The organism is Streptomyces sp. CRN 30 (assembly GCF_034105845.1).
In genome coordinates this window covers 18,192-36,718 of the sequence record NZ_JAVRHI010000459.1, presented here as the reverse complement: position 1 = coordinate 36,718, position 18,527 = coordinate 18,192, and the positions used below count along the sequence as shown (strand labels likewise).

The following is an 18,527-nucleotide window of genomic DNA, read 5'->3' as shown; positions in this document are numbered from 1 at the left end:
TAAGCGCCGCCGGGAAGCGACGGACGGAAAGCAGCGGGCGAAAGGCTGCGGGCGGAAGACTGCGACCGGAAGACTGCGACCGGAAGGCTGCGGCCGGAAGACTGCTGGCGGAAGGCTGCTGGCGGAAGCAGCGGGCGGGCGTCAGCCGGTGAAGCCGATCCGGCGCAGGGTGTCGGCCGCCGCCCGGTCCAGCAGGACGGCGGAGGCGCAGCCGGGCGGCAGATCGCCCTTCGCCGCCGAGCGCAGCAGCCGGGTGGTGGCGGAGCGGTGGCGCAGGAACGCGTACCGGGAGACGCCTCGGCCGCGCTCGCGCTGGCCTTCGAGGGCCTGCTCGGCGGTGACGTCGAGGAGCAGCAGGTGCAGGGTACCGCCGCGGCGCCGGGCCTCGCGGGCCAGCCAGCGGCGGACCCAGGTCTGGGTGCCGCAGTCGTGGACGACGACGCCCTCGCCGGAGCGCAGGGCGCGGCGCAGCCCGGCGTAGTGGGCGAGGCGCACCAGGGGACGGTAGACCGCGTACGGCAGGGAGCGGGGCATACGCCGCTCCCAGCGGTCCCTGGTGTCCTGGGAGTCGACGCGCGTGCCGCGCACGGTCCGCCGCATCAGCGTGGACTTGCCGCTGCCGGGCAGTCCGGTGACCGCGACGAGGTCCGCCGGGCCGAAGAGCAGCGCGTGCGGGCTGCGGCCGGCCCGGTCCCGCAGATCGCGGACGACGGGTGCGGGCCGCGCGGCACACGCCTGTCGGGCCGGGGCCGCGGACTGCTCGGGCAGAGCGAGTCCGGAGGCCGCCGAGGTCATGGCGTACGCCCTGGTCCTGTTCACCGTGATCGTCCTCCCCTGGGGCGGTCCACGAGGTGCCCTCCCCGTCGAGTGTAAAGAGAAGGTAATGCGGCGGTCTCGCGATTTCGTTCACTTCGTGCCACAAGCCGGTCACAAGACGGACCCCGGGCGGGTGGCGGGGGCGGTGCTAGTGTGGCGGCGCCAACTGCATACCGGCCGTTTGAATCCGCGCGGGAGAGTCCCCGGCCGTCGCCGGGGCGCCGAAGGAGCAAGTTCCTCCCTTGAATCTCTCAGGCCCCGTCACCGCGCGGGCGAGGCACATCTGAAAAGCGGGCCGTCCCCGGACGGCCCCACCCAAGGTGCAAGTCCTGACCACGTCCGGTTTCCGCGCGCGGTCTCGGCGAACCTCTCAGGTACCGATGACAGATGGGGAGGGACTTCCCTCGCCCGTGCCGTCCTGTTCCTGGGAGACGACCGATGAGCAGTTCCCCCGCCAGTTCCCCCGCCGGTCCCGGCCGCCGTACCGCGCTCGACGCCGTGCACCGCGCGCTGGGCGCGACGATGACCGACTTCGCCGGCTGGGACATGCCCCTGCGCTACGGCTCCGAGCGCGACGAGCACCTCGCCGTACGCACCCGGGCCGGGCTCTTCGACCTCTCCCACATGGGCGAGATCACGGTCACCGGTCCGGAGGCCGCCGCCCTGCTGGACTTCGCGCTGGTCGGCAACATCGGCACCGTGAAGCCGGGCCGCGCCCGCTACACCATGATCTGCCGCGCGGACGGCGGCATCCTGGACGACCTGATCGTCTACCGGCTGGCCGAGGAGACGTACCTGGTCGTCGCCAACGCCTCCAACGCGCAGGTCGTGCTGGACGCGCTCACCGAGCGGGCGGACGGCTTCGACGCCGAGGTCCGCGACGACCGGGACGCCTACGCGCTCCTCGCCGTGCAGGGCCCCGAGTCCCCGGGCATCCTGGCGGGCCTCACCGACGCCGACCTGGACGGCCTGAAGTACTACGCGGGTCTGCCCGGCACCGTCGCCGGGGTCCCCGCGCTGATCGCGCGCACCGGGTACACCGGCGAGGACGGCTTCGAGCTGTTCGTCGACCCGGCCGACGCGGAGAAGCTGTGGCAGGCGCTGACCGAGGCGGGCGCGTCCGCCGGCCTGGTGCCGTGCGGCCTGTCCTGCCGGGACACGCTCCGCCTTGAGGCGGGCATGCCGCTGTACGGTCACGAGCTGACGACCGCGCTCACGCCGTTCGACGCCGGGCTCGGCCGGGTGGTGAAGTTCGAGAAGGACGGCGACTTCGTGGGCCGGGCGGCGCTGTCCGAGGCCGCCTCGCGCGCCGCGGAGAACCCGCCGCGCGTCCTGGTCGGCCTGCTCGCCGAGGGCCGCCGGGTCCCGCGCGCCGGGTACGCGGTCGTCGCCGGCGGCCAGGTGATCGGCGAGGTCACCTCCGGTGCCCCCTCCCCCACACTGGGCCGGCCGGTCGCGATGGCGTACGTCGACGCGGCGCACGCGGCCCCGGGCACCGCCGGCGTCGGCGTGGACATCCGGGGCAGCCACGAGCCGTACGAGGTTGTGGCGCTGCCGTTCTACAAGCGCCAGAAGTAGCCCTTACTCCCCCATTAGCCGCTGTCCCACCGCATACAGGAGAATCCAGCCATGACCAACCCCCAGCAGCTCCGCTACAGCAAGGAGCACGAGTGGCTGTCGGCCGCCGAGGACGGCGTCTCGACGGTCGGCATCACCGAGCACGCCGCGAACGCCCTCGGCGACGTCGTCTTCGTCCAGCTCCCCGAGGTCGGCGCCACCGTCGCCGCGGGCGAGACCTGTGGCGAACTGGAGTCCACCAAGTCCGTCTCCGACCTGTACTCCCCCGTCTCCGGTGAGGTCACCGAGATCAACGACACCGTCGTCGACGACCCCTCGCTGGTGAACTCGGAGCCCTTCGAGGGCGGCTGGCTGTTCAAGGTACGCGTCGCCGAAGAGCCCGCCGACCTGCTCGGCGCCGACGAGTACACCGCGTACGCGGCCGGCTGAGGGTCCCCCGATGACCCTCCTGAACACCCCCCTGCACCAGCTGGACCCCGAGGTCGCCGCCGCCGTCGACGCCGAGCTGCACCGCCAGCAGTCCACGCTGGAGATGATCGCCTCCGAGAACTTCGCGCCGGTCGCGGTCATGGAGGCGCAGGGTTCGGTCCTCACCAACAAGTACGCCGAGGGCTACCCGGGCCGCCGCTACTACGGCGGCTGCGAGCACGTCGACGTCGTCGAGCGGCTCGCGGTCGAGCGGGTGAAGGCGCTGTTCGGCGCCGAGCACGCCAATGTGCAGCCGCACTCCGGCGCGCAGGCCAACGCGGCGGCGATGGCCGCGCTGCTCAAGCCCGGCGACACCATCATGGGTCTGGACCTCGCCCACGGCGGCCATCTGACCCACGGCATGAAGATCAACTTCTCCGGCCGGCTCTACGACGTGGTCGCCTACCACGTCGGCGAGGACGGCCGGGTCGACATGGCCGAGGTCGAACGGCTGGCCAAGGAGCGCCGCCCGAAGCTGATCGTGGCCGGCTGGTCCGCCTACCCGCGGCAGCTGGACTTCGCCGCGTTCCGCCGGGTCGCGGACGAGGTCGGCGCGTACCTGATGGTCGACATGGCGCACTTCGCCGGTCTGGTCGCGGCGGGGCTGCACCCCAGCCCCGTCCCGCACGCGCACGTCGTGACGACCACCACGCACAAGACGCTGGGCGGCCCCCGCGGCGGTGTGATCCTCTCCACGGCCGACCTGGCCAAGAAGATCAACTCTGCTGTCTTCCCAGGTCAGCAGGGTGGACCGCTGGAGCACGTGATCGCCGCCAAGGCCGTCGCCTTCAAGGTCGCGGCGAGCGAGGAGTTCGCCGAGCGCCAGCGTCGTACCCTGGACGGTGCCCGGCTCCTGGCCGAGCGCCTGGTCCGGGAGGACACCGCGGCGGCGGGCGTCTCCGTCCTCACCGGCGGCACCGACGTCCACCTGGTCCTGGTCGACCTGCGCGACTCGGAACTGGACGGCCAGCAGGCCGAGGACCGCCTCCACGAGGTCGGCATCACGGTCAACCGCAACGCCGTCCCCGACGACCCGCGGCCGCCGATGGTGACCTCCGGTCTGCGCATCGGCACGCCGGCCCTGGCGACCCGCGGCTTCACGGCCGAGGACTTCACCGAGGTCGCGGACGTGATCGCCGAGGCGCTGAAGCCGTCGTACGACGCGGAGGCGCTCAGGGCGAGGGTCGCGGCCCTGGCCGGCCGGCACCCGCTGTACCCGGGGCCGGCGCAGTAACGCCCCACCGGATCTCCTGACCCCACCGGAGCGCCGGGCCCGTCCGTGCAAGCGGACGGGCCCGGCGACCGGACCCGCACCGCCCTCCCTTTTTTCCTGAGGAGTCCCCGTGGCCATCTCGGTCTTCGACCTGTTCTCGATCGGCATCGGCCCGTCGAGCTCGCACACGGTCGGCCCGATGCGCGCGGCCCGCATCTTCGCGCGCCGCCTGCGCAACGAGGAACTGCTGGACTCCGTCGCCTCGGTCCGGGCCGAGCTGTACGGCTCGCTCGGCGCGACCGGCCACGGCCACGGCACCCCCAAGGCGGTCCTGCTGGGCCTGGAGGGCGACTCGCCCCGCACGGTGGACGTGGAGACGGCCGACGAGCGGGTGGCGGCGATCCGGTCCGAGGGCCGCCTGCGCCTCCTCGGCGACCACGAGATCCCCTTCGACTTCGACGCCGACCTGGTCCTGCACCGCCGCAAGGCCCTTCCGTACCACGCCAACGGCATGACCCTGTGGGCCTACGACGCCGCCGGGAACGAGCTGCTGACCAAGACGTACTACTCGGTGGGCGGCGGCTTCGTGGTCGACGAGGACGCGGTGGGCGCCGACCGCGTCGTCCCGGACGACACGGTCCTGAAGTACCCCTTCCGCACCGGCGACGAGCTGCTCCGCCGCACCCGCGAGACCGGCCTGTCGATCTCCGCGCTGATGCTGGAGAACGAGCGGGCCTGGCGCACCGAGGACGAGATCCGCGAGGGCCTGCTGGAGATCTGGCGCGTCATGCGGGCCTGCGTCGACCGCGGTCTGAGCCGCGAGGGCATCCTGCCGGGCGGCCTGAAGGTCCGCCGCCGCGCCGCACACATCGCCCGCAAGCTGCGCTCGGAGGGCGACCCGCAGGCCCTCGCCATGGAGTGGATCACCCTCTACGCGATGGCGGTCAACGAGGAGAACGCGGCCGGCGGCCGGGTCGTCACGGCCCCCACCAACGGCGCGGCCGGCATCATCCCCGCCGTTCTGCACTACTACCTCAACTTCGTCCCCGGCGCCGACGAGGAGGGTGTCCTGCGCTTCCTCCTCGCCGCGGGGGCGATCGGCATGCTCTTCAAGGAGAACGCCTCCATCTCCGGCGCCGAGGTCGGCTGCCAGGGCGAGGTGGGCTCCGCCTGCTCGATGGCGGCGGGCGCGCTCGCCGAGGTGCTCGGCGGCTCCCCCGAGCAGGTCGAGAACGCCGCCGAGATCGGCATGGAGCACAACCTCGGCCTCACCTGCGACCCCGTCGGCGGCCTCGTCCAGATCCCGTGCATCGAGCGCAACGGCATGGCCGCGGTGAAGGCGGTCACCGCCGCGCGGATGGCGATGCGCGGCGACGGCAGCCACAAGGTCTCCCTCGACAAGGTCATCAAGACCATGAAGGAGACCGGCGCGGACATGTCGGTGAAGTACAAGGAGACGGCCCGGGGCGGGCTGGCGGTCAACATCATTGAGTGTTAGCGAGACGGGCGCCTCACCAGGACACCGATAGGCACCGCCGACCAATGTATTCATTGGTATTCTCACGTCATGGCTGACACCACTATCAAGATCGCCGAAGGCATAAGGGATCGTCTCCGCACCCTGGCCGAGGAGCGCGGACTCAGTACCCGCGCATACGTGGAAAGCGTCGTCGCGGCGACTCCCACCGAGGCCGAACGGGCCGAGCGGACGGCTCGGGCGATCGCGTACGTCCGCGCGAACCTGCAACCGGAGCTGACCGATGAGGACGTACGCGAGGCTCAGGCCTGGCGCGCGGAGATCGCCGGGGGCCGCCTTGGAGAGCGCCGGTGATCATCCTGGACCACACCGCGGTGGTCGCCCTGTGCCGGGGACACCGTCTGCTGTCCGGCCTGGCCGTGGTCGAGGTCGATGATCCGCTTCAACGCGCACACGTCCCCGCGTTGTGCCTGTTCGCGGCAGGCATGGAGCTTCCTGGCGCGGTGGCGCACACGGGGGCGCTTCCCGGCCTGGAGTTCCTGCCTCTCGACTTCGCCGGGGCCGCCGCCGTGGAACAGGCGACCGCCGCGGGCGTCGACTGGCGGCACGCGCACGCGGTCTACGCGTCGGCCGCCGGCCAGGGCGAAGGCCAGGTACTGACCGCGATCCCGGAGGCGTACGACGGGACGGGAGTGTGGGCTGTGGACATCGGCAAGCCGTGAGCCCGGCCGTCGGCGCCGGGCTCACAGTCCGCCCGGCTCGACACCGGCGCCTGCGGGCCCCGGCTTCCGCCGGGTGTTCCAGAACCGGGCTGTTCACGCGCCAGGACTTTCGTCGCCGCCGGCAGCACGCCAGGAAGAGCGGTACCTCTGCGATGAGCGCAGGTGGCGCGACACAGACGCTGGATCCCAGACTCGCCGAACTCGCCCGCACCTCAGGCAACTTCGGTTTCCTGTACGACCATGTGCCGATGCTCGTCGCCTACGGTTCGAGTGCCGAGGCCAACGTCTTCACCGACCCGAACACTTCGCTGATCAAGTCCCGGCAGTTCGGTGAGGCTCTCGCCTCCGACCTGGTACCCCGGGGCCGCGTCCAGTTCACCGGAAGCAAGCAGGTCGCACGTCTGGCCGCGCTGGACAGAGAGGGCTATCTGCACGGCGACGTGGGGCCCGCCTTCCACGAGGTTCGCGTCCTGGGCAACAAGGCCAACCACGAGGGTTACAACGACCCGGACGACGCCTTCCGTGCCCTGCGAACCTGTCATCGGCTCGGCGTCTGGTACCACCGCCTGATCAGCGGCTCGCGCGAACAGCGAACCTTCGTCCCGCCGGGGCCGGCACGCACGCCGGCCGCACAGAACACCGCCCTGCGCGCGCAGGTGAAGGAGACCCGGCGCGCTCTGAAGGAGGCCCGCCTCACCTACGAGGGCCAGGCGTCCCAAGCGCAGGCGGAGCAGACTGCCCGCATCACGGCGGAGCGGGAGCTTGCCGAAGCCGCGGCGGAGCGTGAAGACCTGGCCCGCCAGGTCGCCGCCATGCATGATCAGCTCGCGGCGCTCCAGCAGGCCCAGTCCGCGGCCGACGCCCGACTGCTGCGCGAGCAGGTCACCAGCCCCGCCACCGCATCCGAGGCCGTCGCCGAGCGCGCCCGCCTCCTGGAGAACGCCGAGCAGGCAGCCCGCGAGCCTCTCACCGAGGCGCAGGTCCGCACCCTGGCCCGCTGGATCCGCCAGGCCGACCAAGACCCTCAGGCCCTCTCCTACCGGGCCCGGCTGCGTCTGCGCATGCCCGAGCTGGATGAACGCCCGCTACGCCCCGCCCACATCACGGCGGTGCGCGAGGTGGAGAAGTCCGTCGCCCGGAGCAAGGGCCAGCAGGGCACGGGCCAGTCCCCCTCGCTCGTGCAGATGGCGACCGGCGCCGGCAAGACGTACACGGTGGTCACCTTCTCGTACCGAATGCTCAGGTTCGCGCAGGCCGAGCGAATTCTGTTCCTGGTGGACCGCGACAACCTGGGCGCCCAGGCGCAGAACGAGTTCGAGAACGTCACCACGCCCGACACCAACCGCACCGTCGCCGGCCTGTTCAACGTGCAGCGCCTCGGTGCCGGCGGCATGAACCCCTCCGCGAAGGTCGTCGTCTGCACCGTGCAGCGCCTGTACATGGAGCTGACGGGCGCGACCGTCCCTGCCACGAGGGGCGAGGACGAGTATTCCTATGACGCGCCGGGGGACATCTCCGTCGGCTACAACGCCGGTATCCCGCCCGAGTCCTTCGACCTGATCGTCGTCGACGAGTACCACCGCTCCATCTACGGCAAGTGGCGTTCCGTCCCGGGGTACTTCGACGCGCCCGTCGTCGGCCTCACCGCGCCACCCGTCGCCCAGACATTCGGCTACTTCAACGGCAACCTGGTCAGCGAGTGCACCTATCCAGCGGCGGTCACCGACGGCGTCAACGTCCGGCTTGTCTGGTGCCGGAACTGGGTGACTTCGGCTCCCCCAAGGAGATCGTCTCCGAGGTGGCGGACCGCCTCGACGAGGCCGCTGCCCACTTCCGCCAGGTCGCGGAGTCGCTGCCGGGATAGTGACTGCGGCATGGAGGCCGGCTGGCGGACCTGAACGAGGGCATGGGCACGCAACAGCAGCGTGCCCAGGTTGCTCGGTACCGGGCCCTTGAGACACGCTGCGGTCAGCGGCCCGGTGGCGTCCCGTACAGGCCCAGTCCGTCCGTGCGTAGATCTCCACCGAGATCGGCGGGCAACGGCACCTCTTCGCCGTACTTGCCGTGCACGACGCTCCGGTACTCGCCCTCCCCGGGTCGGCCGAACAGCGACCACGTGCCCGTCCGGGGGTCGACCTGCAGAAGACACGCGATGCCTGCGGCGGCGTACCACGCGGTCTTCTCATTGATGCCCTTGAGACGCTCGGTCGGGGAGATGACCTCCACGTCCAGTTCGACCGCGTCGGCGTCCGGAAGCCAGCCGTCGTCGTCCTTGAACGCACGAGGGCCGACGGTCAGGTCCGGAGTGGTGTAGTCGTCCGGATCGCCGGGCATCGGGGTGGACACGTTTTCGAACACCTCGTACGCGACCGAGAGCCCCGGGCGGATGGGCGTCGCGCAGGTCGATGATGATTCCGGCGTGCCTGCCGCTCGGGCATAGGGACATCACGAGGGCGCCTCCGATGATCTCGATAGTCATCCCTGTGGCCTGCTCGATACTCCGGCGCACCCCGGCGCCCCCCGCCATAGACGCCCGCCCGTCCCGCCTCCGCCTCGGGTGGGCACCAGAACGACACCGGCAGCGGGCGCTGAGCGGAACCGGAACCGGGGATGCCGAGCGAACGGAACGTTGCGCAGGTGTCCGCCGGATGAACAGCCGTCGGCGACTTCCCGCAGCGCTGGCACCACCCCGTCCCCACTCGCCACCCTGGGCTCCCTGTCACTGTGCGCATGGCCGGGTAATCGGGGGTGCCTGCGATGAACGAACAGGTGGAGCAGTGGATCGCGATCCTCAGTGTCGCCTTCCCGGTGGGGGCGTTCCTGTGGGAGTTCGCCGTCGTGGGCCGCAAGCGGCTCGGGTACCGGGTGCAGATGGACACCCTCGCCGCCGACGTGGCCGGCAAGCCGTACGCCGATGTGCTCGGGGACATGCAGCACGACGGCAAGGAGCTGAAGGACCCCTCGTTCGTCCTGCTGCGGATCGAGAACGCCGGGTCGGCCAAGATCATCTCCGATGACTATCTGGCCGACCCCGCCGACCCCTACGGCATCAAGGTCACCTTCCGGAACCGCCGGGTGGCGGCCGTGGTCCTCACCGACCCGAGCCAGCAGGAGATACCCGACTTCTTCTTCGTCCAGGAGCGGCACGACGAGAACACCGTCCGCACCGTCGCCAAGCCCGGCTTCCGCCGCGACAACAACGAGGCGGAGCGCACCGGAGTCGTCCGGCTGCCGAAGGTGGTGCTGCCCCGGGGCTCCGAGTACAAGGTGCTCGTCGTGCTGGAGCGCTGGTCCACCGATCTCACCTCCGACAAGTTCCCGACGCCCGAGGTCACCGGCGCCGACGGCGAGGGCCGCTGGTACGACGCCCTGCAACGGTTCTTCCGGCTGAAGGCGACCCGGACCGAGAGCCACGTCTTCGCCTCCCGGCCCGCGTGGTGGCTGGTCTGGATACTGATAGCGGGCGTCACCCTGCAGGCCTGCTTCACGCTGTTCGGGTCCGATGACCGGCGGCCCCCGCTGGACTGCGTGGGCGGCACCCTGAACCTCCACGGGTCGACCGCGTTCGCGCCCGCCGTGCGGGCCGCCGCCGAGGACTACCTGGACCGCTGCGCGGGCGCGGAGCTGAGCATCCCGCTCTCGGACAACCCCTTCGAGGGCAGCACCGACGGGGTCGCCGATCTCGACCGGGCCGGTGAGAAGGCCGGCGTCGAGGTGGGCGAGGGCCTCGGCGACCACATCGCCTTCACCGACGGGCTCGCCTCCGACGGCCACCCGCGGCTGGTCCCGAAGCCGGTCGCCTTCTCGGTGTTCACCCTCGTCGTCAACAAGGGGGCGGGCGTCGAGAACCTGACGCTGGCGCAGATCCGCGACGTCTTCGACGGCCGGGTGACGAACTGGAGCGACGTCGGCGGCAACGACACACCCGTCCACCTGATCAACCGGGACCCGGGCTCGGGCACCCGCGGCACCCTCGTCGCCAAGGTCCTCAAGGGCGAGGAGCCGCCCCAGTTCACCGTGACCGACTGCGCCTCCCTGAAGGCGGACCGGTACGCCCGCTGCGAGGTCGCCGACACGGACGCCATGCTGGACACGGCCGCGGCCGAGGCCGGCGGCATCGGGTACAGCGAGGCGGAGGGCGTCGACGGGCACAAGGGCGCCGACCGCCTGGTCAAGCTGAAGATCGACGGCAAGGTGCCGACGGCGGAGGGCGTCGAGGACACCGGCTACCCGTACTGGCAGACCGAGTACGCCTACACCTACGGCGACGCGCCCGCCGGTTCGCCGGCGGCGGCCTTCCTGAACTTCCTCACCCAGCAGAGCGGCCGGGACATCCTCCACGAGCACGGGCACGGGCTGTGCTCCGAGGCGCAGAACACGGGTGAGTGCGAGCCGGTCTGAATCCGCGCAGGTCCGGGGCGCGGCGTCTCACACTCTGACATACGCTTTCCATAAAATAAGACGCCTGAGAGGGTGGGTGTCCAGAACTTTTCGCACGTGAAAGACCGAGCCATGCCCGCACCAGCCACCCCCGGCTCAGCCCAGACCCCCGTCAACCCGCGCTCGCGTGTTCTCATCGCCAGCCTCATCGGCACGACGATCGAGTTCTACGACTTCTACATCTACGCGACCGCCGCGGTCCTGGTCTTCCCCAAGCTCTTCTTCCCGAGCAGCGACGCGACCACGGCGCTCCTCTCGTCCTTCGCGGTGTTCGGCGCCGCGATGGTCGCCCGGCCGATCGGCGCCGTCGTCTTCGGCCACCTCGGGGACCGGCTCGGCCGCAAGAAGACGCTGGTGGTCTCGCTGCTCACCATGGGCATCGCCACGTTCCTCATCGGTGTCCTGCCGACCTACGCGCAGGTCGGCTGGGTCGCCACCGCGCTGCTCGTGCTGATGCGGCTCGCGCAGGGCTTCGCGCTCGGCGGCGAGTGGAGCGGCGCGGCGCTGGTCGCCACGGAGAACGCGCCCAAGGGCAAGCGCGCCCTGTACGGCACGTTCCCGCAGCTCGGCGCCCCGCTCGGGTTCATCATCGGCAACGGTCTCTTCCTGATCATCGGCGCGGTGCTGCCGTCCACGGCCGGCGCCGACCCCACCCAGCCCTCCGACGCCTTCGCGAGCTGGGGCTGGCGCATCCCGTTCCTGTTCTCCGCGGTGATGGTCGCGATCGGCCTGTGGGTGCGGTCGCGGCTGGTGGAGTCGGCGGTGTTCGCCAAGACCCAGGAGACCGGCAAGGTCCGCAAGCTGCCGCTGGCCACGGTCGTCCAGGGCCACTGGAAGCAGCTGATCCTCGGCACCTTCATCATGCTGGCGACGTACGTGCTGTTCTACCTGATGACCACGTTCTCGCTGAGCTACGGCCGTACGGCGAAGGACGCCGACGTGCCGGGCCTCGGCTACAGCTACACCACCTTCGTGCTGATGATGATCTTCGGCGTGCTGTTCTTCGCCGTGTTCACCCTGGTCTCCGGCCCGCTCGCCGACAAGTACGGCCGCCGGACCACCCTGATCTGCATCACCGCCGCGATCGTCGTCTTCGGCCTGGTCTGGGTGCCGCTGATCGGCCTGGGCACCCTCGGCGTCGTCCTGTGGCTGGTCCTCGGCTTCACGCTGATGGGCATGACGTTCGGCCCGATGGGCGCGCTGCTGCCGGAACTGTTCCCGACCAGCGTGCGCTACACCGGGTCCGGCATCTCGTACAACGTCAGCTCGATCCTCGGCGCGGCCGTCGCGCCGTTCATCGCGGTGGCGCTGTGGGAGGCCGGGGACGGCTCACCGTGGCTGGTCGGCGTCTACCTGTCCTCGATGGCCGTCCTGACCCTGATCGCGCTGCTCCTCGGCAAGGAGACCAAGAACGTCTCCCTGGACGAGGGTGAGGCCCCGGCAGAGGCCCCCGCCCCCGCCACCCCCCTCACCTCCTCCGCCTCCTGAGTCGGACCGGCGCTCACCACCGGCGTTCACCACCACCGGAGGCCGCGCTTCCGCGCGCCCGGCGTACAGCCGCCCGGACGGGGCATAACAACTACTCCCGTCCTCAAGGAACTTGAGCCACCAGGCACCCGAGGGAGTTCCCATGCTGCGCGGCATCGACGTGAGCGCGTACCAGTCAGACTCGTACGACACGGACGGCCTCTCCTTCGTCTTCATAAAGGCGACGGAGGGCCGCTCGTACACCAACCCCAAGCTGTCGGCCCAGACCAAGCGGGCCCGCGACGCCGGCCTGGTCGTCGGCTTCTACCACTTCCTGTGGCCGGGCAACCTGACCGCCCAGGCCGAGTACTTCGCCAAGAAGGCCCCGGAGAGAGCCGGCGACATCCTCGCCGTCGACTGGGAGACGACGGGCGACGGCACCCACGCGAGCAATGCGGAGAAGGACCGCTTCATCAAGAAACTGAAGGAGCTGCGGCCGAACAACCGGGTGATCCTCTATTGCAACCGCAACTTCTGGTTGAACGTGGACACGACATCCTATGCCGGTGACGGCCTCTGGATCGCCGACTATGTCACCAAGGGCGAGCCCCGCATCCAGGCCAAGTGGCGTTTCCACCAGTACACGTCCGACCCGATCGACAAGAACGTGGCCGACTTCGAGAGCAAGGCGGCGCTGAAGAAGTGGGCCGCCAAGGACTAAGGACTGAGGCGGCACGGCCGGGTCAGCCCTTGAAGTCCTCAGGCCGTTCCGCTGACGCCTCCGCCAATGCCTTCGTCACGGTCTCCGTTCCGCCGCGGAGGCCGTAGACCGGGGTGCCGGGCTGCTGGCGCCAGGAGTCGGCGATCGTGCCGGTGTCGACCGTGTCGAAGCCGAGTTCGCCGATCAGGGAACGGACCTTCGCCTTGGCCGCCTCGTCGTCTCCGGAGACCGGCAGGGCCATGCGGTCGGGGTCGCCGGCGGGGCGGTGGCGGTCCAGGATGTCCTGGGCGTAGGTGCCGTTGAACGCCTTGATCACCGGGTGGCCGAGGTGCTGCTCGATCCAGCGGCTCTCGGTGATCCCCTCGTCCTCGATGGCGGCGATGCGGCCGTCGCGCTGGCGGGGGTAGTAGTTGTTGGTGTCGATGACCGCGACGTCCCGGGCGGCGCCCTCGAACAGGCCGGAGGGGAGGTCCGGGATCGCCTTCAGCGGGACGGTGACGATCACGATCTCCGCGTCGCGGGCCGCCTCGGCGGCCAGGACCGGCCGCGCGCCGGTCTCCTCCGCGAGGGCCGTGAGGGTCTGCGGGCCGCGGGAGTTGGCGACGGAGACGTCGTGGCCAAGCGCCGTGAGCCGCCGGGTGAGGTTGCCGCCGATGTTGCCCGCGCCGATGATGCCGATCTTCATGATGCCGACTCGCCTGACCTTCCGGGTCGTGGGAACGGAGACGGAGCGAAGAATGCCGTCGGGGATCGGTAACCGGCCCGGCGGGTGCCCTATTCCTCCGTACGCCCGAACGGGTCCTCCGGCTCCGCGCGCGGGATCTCCGCCGCGGCGGGCGCGTGGGGCCGCGCTGACGGTGGGCGGGGCGCCGGCGGACGGGGTGTGTCCGCCGGGTCTCCCGGCGGACACACCCGGCGCGTCACTTGTTCAGGAACGCCCAGAACTCGTCGAACGACAGCAGCTTGTCGCCGTCGAGGTCGCGGCTGTTGATGATGGCCTCCGCGACGGACTCGGTGACGTTCCAGTCGCCGCCCTGGGCCAGCGCGGTCCTGAACTCGGCCGGCGTGATGCGGCCGTCGCCGTCCGCGTCGATCCGGTCGAACTGCTTGCGTGCTTCCTCGATGTCCGCCACCGATCCGCCCCTCATCTCGTGCTCCGGCCACGCCGTGCTCGTCGTACTGACGCAGGTCAGATTAGCGTTCCGACGACGGAGCGACCGGTGCGGGAGGGCGGACATGGTGGCAGGGTCCCTGCGGGAGGTGCTGGACGCGGCGGCGCGCGGGGTGTTCCCGCCGGCCGACGGCGGTACGACGGTGGTGCCGCAGCCGGGTCCCCGGGACGCCGGGGTGGTCGCGTTCACGGCGCACTCGGTGGTGTTCACCGACGAGGATCCGCGGTGGGTGCGGGAGGCGCTGGCGGCGACGGAGTGCGACGCGCTCGCCGCGACGATGCACGCGGGTTTCCTGGCGGCCTTCATGGCGCGGACGGGGCGCACGACCGACACCGTCGACGTGCTGCTGGCCGGGTCGCCGCTGCGGGGCGCGCCGCCGGTGGATCTGGAGCCGGTGGCGGACGGGGACCATCCGCGGGTGCGGGCCGCGCGGCGGCGCCGCGACGAGGTGCGGGTGTTCGCGGCGGACGGCGGGCTGCTGGTGCTGGGCCGCGGCGTGGCCGGCCGGCTGGAGACGGCGGTGGAGGTGGACGAGGGGTGCCGCGACCGAGGGCTGGGGCGGCGGCTGGTGACGGCGGCGCGGCACCTGTCCGGGGGCGAGCCGGTATGGGCGCAGGTGTCGGCGGGGAACGCCCGCAGTCTGCGGGCGTTCCAGGCGGCCGGTTACCGACCGGTGGGGTCGGAGGCGCTGCTCAGTGTCCGAGGAGACCCGGGGGTCAGTGCCACGGCTCGTAGTACGGGTTGTTCCGGCACTCGTCCATGATCTCGGTCTTGGTCTTCCTGTCGACCGGGCAGACACCGACGACGTACCTGCGGTCGATGCCGCCCGGGAAGGCCACCTCGGCCTGCTCGGCCCAGCGGTGGGTGTCGCCGATGGTGCGGTTGACGTCGATGCCGCCGGGGGCGTCGATGTAGTAGTTCCAGCCGGACTTGTACCAGGTCTTGTAGAGGTCGTGGTCGTAGGAGGTCGACACGTACGGGGAGGGCTGGTTGACGTCGACGTACTTGGCGATGTCGTACTGGCCGTTCACGACGTCCTTCGGCTGGAAGCCCTGCTCGAAGACGGTGTCGGGGCCGCGGCCGTCGCTGCGGTAGAGGGTGCCGCAGGTGGTGCGCCAGACGGGTTCGGGGGTGATGCGGTCGAGGTCGACGCGGGGGTCGGCGGCGGCCTTGAGCTTGTCGTCGTAGACCGGGCAGGCCGGTGCGGCGGCGCGGGCGACGGGCGCGGCCGCGACCGGGGCACTCTCGGGGAGGGTGGCGGCCGACGTGGCGAGGACGGCGGCGGCGGAGAGGACGGCGGCGGCGACCCGGCGCAGCGGGCGAGTGATGATCATGGCGAGCAGGATCGCGGCCCCCGGCGGGAGCGGTGCGCAATGTCACCCGTGAGTGGCGTGTCCCGCGAACTGCCCACCTACGGAGCCCAGATGACGCTAGCAGTCCACCACGCGCATCGAGAACGACGCTAGCGGTCCACCACGCGCATCTCGAACCACGTGGTCTTGCCGCGCGGCAGCAGGTCCACGCCCCAGCGGTCGGCGAGCTTGTCCACGAGGAAGAGGCCGCGGCCGCTGAGGTCGAGCGGCTGGACCGGCATGAGGCAGGGCAGTCCCCGCGAGGGGTCGCGGACCTCGACGCGGACCCAGCCGGGGCGGCGCCGCATCCGCAGTCCGAAGACGCGGGCGCCGGTGTGCCGCACGGCGTTGCCGACGAGTTCGGAGACGAGCAGGACGGCGTCCTCGGCGAGTCTGGGACCGAGCTGCCACTGGCGCAGGACGACGACCTGGGCGAGCCGGCGCGCGGTGGCCGCGGACTCCGGGCGGGACGGCAGCGGAACCTCGCCTTCCGTGGGGTTCCCGAGGAGTTCCACGGCCTTCAGCCCGTACTCGTCCTCGACCGCCGGCGACCAGCGCGCAGCGGTCGCACGTCCGGCTCCCCGCGGCTGCCCCGTATGCTCCAGCCCCGCCATGCCCCCATCATGGCCGCCCGCGGCGCGCTCCGGGGCCGTTCCGGACGAATACGCCCCCGTGCGCCCCTGTGCGCGCGGGTGGCGTTCGGCATATGCCAGTGGCAGTGGAACACTCCCGTCACCGGCGGTGACCTGCATGGACGCCTCCCCCGTCGGCGATCGGCGGTGGCGGTCGAGAAGGCAGCCCCGAGGTTGCCCCGAGCCCCGCCGAATCCGCTCCAACGAGGTACCCCGCAACGGACACCGCGTCAACAGGACGCCCCTCGGGAGGACTTCGCCTGCCTGGGTCGCCCCTCAGAGGAACTTGGCCCGCCCGGGACCCTCCTCCACGAAGCTGCGCATACCGCGCTCGCGGTCCTCCGTGGCGAACAGGCCCGCGAACCAGTTGCGTTCCACGGCGAGGCCGGTGTCGAGGTCCGTCTCCAGGCCGGTGTCGACGGCCTCCTTCGCCGCGCGGAGCGCGAGCGCGGGCCCCTGGGCCAGCCGGGCCGCCCAGGCGTGGGCCTGCTCGTACACCTCGGCGGCGGGCACCACCCGGTCGACGAGTCCGAGTGCGAGTGCCTCGTCGGCCCGCACCTGACGGCCGGTGAAGATCAGGTCCTTGGCCTTGGACGGGCCGATCAGCCGGGAGAGCCGCTGGGTGCCGCCGGCCCCCGGGATGAGACCGAGCAGGATCTCCGGCTGGCCCAGCTTGGCGTTGTCGCCCGCGATCCGGAAGTCGGCGCAGAGCGCCAGTTCGCAGCCGCCGCCCAGCGCGTACCCGGTGACCGCGGCCACCACCGGCTTGGGCACGCGGGCGACGGCGGTGAAGGAGTCCTGCAGCGCGCGGGCCCGCAGCACCATCGCCGCGTGGTCCATCGCCCGCATCTCCTTGATGTCCGCGCCCGCGGCGAACACCTTCTCGCCGCCGTAGAGGACCACGGCGCGCACGTCGTCGCGGCGCGTGGCCTCCTCGGCGAGTTCCTTCAGCCGGTCCTGGGTGGCGATGTCCAGGGCGTTCATCGGCGGGCGGTCGAGCCGCAGGGTGCCGACGCCGTCAGTGACTTCGAGGGTTACCGTCATGCCCAGCAGGTTAACGGTGACTAACGGCGCCGGCCGAGGGGCGGATGTCACATCGCGCTCAGGCCGTCCACTCCGCCCAGGACATGTTCCAGCCGTTGAACCCGTTGTCCGGGGCCACGGTGTCGTCGTCGGAGTTCTTCACGACCACGACGTCGCCGATCATCGAGTTCTCGAAGAACCAGGCGCCCGGGGCGTCCTCGTCCCAGCCGCCCTGGGTGTCGCGCAGGCCGACGCAGCCGTGGCTGGCGTTGCGGTTGCCGAAGGCGTCGCCGCCCCAGTAGTTGCCGTGGATGAAGGTGCCGGAGGTGGTCAGCCGCATGGCGTGCGGGACGTCCTTGATGTCGTACTCGCCGCCGTAGCCGACGGTCTCGCCGTTCATGCGGGTCACCGAGAGCTTCTCGCTGATGACCATCTGGCCGTTCCAGGTCTCGTAGCCGGGAGCGCCGGTGGTGACGGGGACGGTCTTGACGGTCCTGCCGTCGCGCTGCACCTTCATGGTGAGTTTCTTGGCGTCGACGACGGAGACCTGGCTGCGGCCGATGGTGAAGGAGACCTTCTTGGTCTGCTCGCCGTAGACGCCGTCGCGGCCCTCGACGCCGTCGAGGTCGAGATCGACGGTGACCTCGGTGCCGGGCTTCCAGTACTTCTCGGGGCGGAAGTCGATGCGGTCGTTGCCGAACCAGTGCGGCTCGACGTCGACGGCGGGTTCGGTCTTGACGGTGATGGCCTTCTCCACGTCCTCGGGGTTGGTGATGCCCCGGGTGAAGTGGATGGAGAACGGCATCCCGACGCCGACCTTCGAGCCGTCCTCGGGGGTGAAGTTGCCGATGAAGGTGTTCTTCGGCGTCAGGGTGGTGAAGCGGGAGTCCTCGGCGGCCGTGCGGCCCTCGGAGTCCTCGGCGACCGCGTGCACCGTGTACGCGGTGGCGGCGGCCAGGTGGGTGGACGGCGTCCAGGTGGCGCCGTCGCCGGTTATCTTCCCGTCGATCTCCTTGCCGTCGCCGTCCTTGACCACGACCTCGGTGAGCCTGCCCTCGGTGGCGCCGACCTTCAGTGCGCCGCTGGTGTCCACCGACTCGGCGCCGTTCTTCGGGGCGATGGTGACGACGGCCTCGGACTGCTTGCTCTCGGCCTTGCCCGCGTCCCCCTTGCCCCCGCCGCCGGACCCGGAGTCCGAGCCGCCCCCGCCGCACGCGGTCACCGCCAGCAGCAGTACCCCGACGGCGAGCGCGGAGAGCCTCCGGCCGCCGTTCCCCCGTGTGCCTGCCGATGCCCCCGATATCGGACGCGCGTTCAAGTTGTTCTCCCCTCGCCGGGCCCGGTCCGGCCCGCACCCCGTGTGCGCATACACACTTCGGCGCATGGTAACCGCAGGCCAGGAGCGGTTTGGAGGGGTCGATTGTCACTGTTCCGTACCGAGTTGTG

At 71.1% G+C, this 18,527-nt stretch carries 19 protein-coding genes and 1 riboswitch; of the genes, 11 read left to right on the top strand and 8 right to left on the bottom strand.

The window, feature by feature from the left end:
- Nucleotides 1-141 precede the first annotated feature (141 nt).
- Nucleotides 142-819, bottom strand: a complete 678-nt coding sequence (locus UW392_RS52110; protein WP_320782463.1) for an AAA family ATPase — start codon at nt 817-819, stop codon at nt 142-144.
- 179 nt (nt 820-998) lie between these two features.
- Nucleotides 999-1,093: riboswitch (glycine riboswitch) on the top strand.
- Nucleotides 1,094-1,254: 161 nt separating this feature from the next.
- On the opposite strand from UW392_RS52110, the gene gcvT reads away from it, so the two are divergent.
- The 7 genes from gcvT (at nt 1,255) to UW392_RS52075 (ending at nt 8,172) form a co-directional block, all read left to right on the top strand.
- On the top strand, nt 1,255-2,394 hold the full coding sequence (gene gcvT / locus UW392_RS52105; RefSeq protein WP_320782462.1) for a glycine cleavage system aminomethyltransferase GcvT: 1,140 nt from the start codon (nt 1,255-1,257) through the stop codon (nt 2,392-2,394).
- 51 nt (nt 2,395-2,445) lie between these two features.
- On the top strand, nt 2,446-2,823 hold the full coding sequence (gene gcvH / locus UW392_RS52100; protein ID WP_320782461.1) for a glycine cleavage system protein GcvH: 378 nt from the start codon (nt 2,446-2,448) through the stop codon (nt 2,821-2,823).
- Between the two features lie 10 nt (nt 2,824-2,833).
- Nucleotides 2,834-4,096 carry a serine hydroxymethyltransferase gene (gene glyA, locus UW392_RS52095; RefSeq protein ID WP_320782460.1) on the top strand — a complete coding sequence of 421 codons (1,263 nt, stop codon included), beginning with the start codon at nt 2,834-2,836 and terminating at the stop codon, nt 4,094-4,096.
- A 109-nt stretch (nt 4,097-4,205) separates the two neighbouring features.
- Nucleotides 4,206-5,573: an L-serine ammonia-lyase gene (locus UW392_RS52090; RefSeq protein ID WP_320782459.1), complete on the top strand. Its 1,368-nt coding sequence runs from the start codon at nt 4,206-4,208 to the stop codon at nt 5,571-5,573.
- A 69-nt stretch (nt 5,574-5,642) separates the two neighbouring features.
- Entirely contained in the window at nt 5,643-5,906 is a 264-nt protein-coding gene (locus UW392_RS52085) for a hypothetical protein (RefSeq protein WP_320782458.1), read from the top strand.
- Entirely contained in the window at nt 5,903-6,274 is a 372-nt protein-coding gene (locus UW392_RS52080; protein ID WP_320782457.1) for a hypothetical protein, read from the top strand. The genes UW392_RS52085 and UW392_RS52080 overlap by 4 nt, the downstream gene beginning before the upstream one ends.
- Nucleotides 6,275-6,426: 152 nt before the next feature.
- Entirely contained in the window at nt 6,427-8,172 is a 1,746-nt protein-coding gene (locus UW392_RS52075; RefSeq protein ID WP_320782456.1) for a DEAD/DEAH box helicase family protein, read from the top strand.
- 70 nt (nt 8,173-8,242) lie between these two features.
- Here the strand turns inward: UW392_RS52075 and UW392_RS52070 are convergent, their stop codons facing one another.
- The gene (locus UW392_RS52070) at nt 8,243-8,620 is read right to left on the bottom strand and encodes a Uma2 family endonuclease (protein ID WP_320782455.1); all 378 of its coding nucleotides are present in this window, start codon (nt 8,618-8,620) and stop codon (nt 8,243-8,245) included.
- A 411-nt stretch (nt 8,621-9,031) separates the two neighbouring features.
- On the opposite strand from UW392_RS52070, the gene UW392_RS52065 reads away from it, so the two are divergent.
- The 3 genes from UW392_RS52065 to UW392_RS52055 all read left to right on the top strand — a co-directional run bounded on the left by UW392_RS52065 (nt 9,032) and on the right by UW392_RS52055 (nt 12,902).
- Entirely contained in the window at nt 9,032-10,675 is a 1,644-nt protein-coding gene (locus UW392_RS52065) for a substrate-binding domain-containing protein (RefSeq protein ID WP_320782454.1), read from the top strand.
- Nucleotides 10,676-10,786: 111 nt separating this feature from the next.
- Entirely contained in the window at nt 10,787-12,202 is a 1,416-nt protein-coding gene (locus UW392_RS52060; protein ID WP_320782453.1) for an MFS transporter, read from the top strand.
- A 142-nt stretch (nt 12,203-12,344) separates the two neighbouring features.
- The gene (locus UW392_RS52055; RefSeq protein WP_320782452.1) at nt 12,345-12,902 is read left to right on the top strand and encodes a glycoside hydrolase family 25 protein; all 558 of its coding nucleotides are present in this window, start codon (nt 12,345-12,347) and stop codon (nt 12,900-12,902) included.
- A gap of 22 nt (nt 12,903-12,924) precedes the next feature.
- Here UW392_RS52055 and UW392_RS52050 read toward each other — a convergent pair whose 3' ends face one another.
- Entirely contained in the window at nt 12,925-13,641 is a 717-nt protein-coding gene (locus tag UW392_RS52050; protein ID WP_320782504.1) for an NADPH-dependent F420 reductase, read from the bottom strand.
- A gap of 181 nt (nt 13,642-13,822) precedes the next feature.
- Nucleotides 13,823-14,035, bottom strand: coding sequence for an EF-hand domain-containing protein (locus tag UW392_RS52045; protein ID WP_320782503.1), 213 nt, complete (start codon nt 14,033-14,035; stop codon nt 13,823-13,825).
- A 103-nt stretch (nt 14,036-14,138) separates the two neighbouring features.
- Here UW392_RS52045 and UW392_RS52040 point away from each other — a divergent pair, with 103 nt between their 5' ends.
- Nucleotides 14,139-14,837, top strand: coding sequence for a GNAT family N-acetyltransferase (locus UW392_RS52040; RefSeq protein WP_320782451.1), 699 nt, complete (start codon nt 14,139-14,141; stop codon nt 14,835-14,837).
- Here the strand turns inward: UW392_RS52040 and UW392_RS52035 are convergent.
- The 4 genes from UW392_RS52035 to UW392_RS52020 form a co-directional block, all read right to left on the bottom strand.
- Nucleotides 14,791-15,408 carry an ADP-ribosyltransferase gene (locus UW392_RS52035; protein ID WP_320782450.1) on the bottom strand — a complete coding sequence of 206 codons (618 nt, stop codon included), beginning with the start codon at nt 15,406-15,408 and terminating at the stop codon, nt 14,791-14,793. The genes UW392_RS52040 and UW392_RS52035 overlap by 47 nt on opposite strands.
- 128 nt (nt 15,409-15,536) lie before the next feature.
- The gene (locus tag UW392_RS52030) at nt 15,537-16,040 is read right to left on the bottom strand and encodes an ATP-binding protein (protein WP_320782449.1); all 504 of its coding nucleotides are present in this window, start codon (nt 16,038-16,040) and stop codon (nt 15,537-15,539) included.
- Nucleotides 16,041-16,334: 294 nt separating this feature from the next.
- Entirely contained in the window at nt 16,335-17,102 is a 768-nt protein-coding gene (locus UW392_RS52025; RefSeq protein WP_320782448.1) for an enoyl-CoA hydratase/isomerase family protein, read from the bottom strand.
- Between the two features lie 58 nt (nt 17,103-17,160).
- A complete protein-coding gene (locus UW392_RS52020) occupies nt 17,161-18,399 on the bottom strand; it encodes a L,D-transpeptidase (protein WP_320782447.1) in 1,239 nt (412 codons plus the stop codon).
- Between the last annotated feature and the right edge of the window lie 128 nt (nt 18,400-18,527).

Excerpts from the sequence above, each read along its gene's own strand:
- UW392_RS52025 (WP_320782448.1), bottom strand. The coding sequence starts at position 17,102 with ATGACGGTAACCCTCGAAGTCACTGACGGCGTCGGCACCCTGCGGCTC.
- glyA (WP_320782460.1), top strand. The coding sequence starts at position 2,834 with ATGACCCTCCTGAACACCCCCCTGCACCAGCTGGACCCCGAGGTCGCC.
- UW392_RS52065 (WP_320782454.1), top strand. The coding sequence starts at position 9,032 with ATGAACGAACAGGTGGAGCAGTGGATCGCGATCCTCAGTGTCGCCTTC.
- UW392_RS52040 (WP_320782451.1), top strand. The coding sequence starts at position 14,139 with ATGGTGGCAGGGTCCCTGCGGGAGGTGCTGGACGCGGCGGCGCGCGGG.
- UW392_RS52035 (WP_320782450.1), bottom strand. The coding sequence starts at position 15,408 with ATGATCATCACTCGCCCGCTGCGCCGGGTCGCCGCCGCCGTCCTCTCC.
- UW392_RS52060 (WP_320782453.1), top strand. The coding sequence starts at position 10,787 with ATGCCCGCACCAGCCACCCCCGGCTCAGCCCAGACCCCCGTCAACCCG.
- gcvH (WP_320782461.1), top strand. The coding sequence starts at position 2,446 with ATGACCAACCCCCAGCAGCTCCGCTACAGCAAGGAGCACGAGTGGCTG.
- gcvT (WP_320782462.1), top strand. The coding sequence starts at position 1,255 with ATGAGCAGTTCCCCCGCCAGTTCCCCCGCCGGTCCCGGCCGCCGTACC.
- UW392_RS52075 (WP_320782456.1), top strand. The coding sequence starts at position 6,427 with ATGAGCGCAGGTGGCGCGACACAGACGCTGGATCCCAGACTCGCCGAA.
- UW392_RS52030 (WP_320782449.1), bottom strand. The coding sequence starts at position 16,040 with ATGGCGGGGCTGGAGCATACGGGGCAGCCGCGGGGAGCCGGACGTGCG.
- UW392_RS52085 (WP_320782458.1), top strand. The coding sequence starts at position 5,643 with ATGGCTGACACCACTATCAAGATCGCCGAAGGCATAAGGGATCGTCTC.
- UW392_RS52055 (WP_320782452.1), top strand. The coding sequence starts at position 12,345 with ATGCTGCGCGGCATCGACGTGAGCGCGTACCAGTCAGACTCGTACGAC.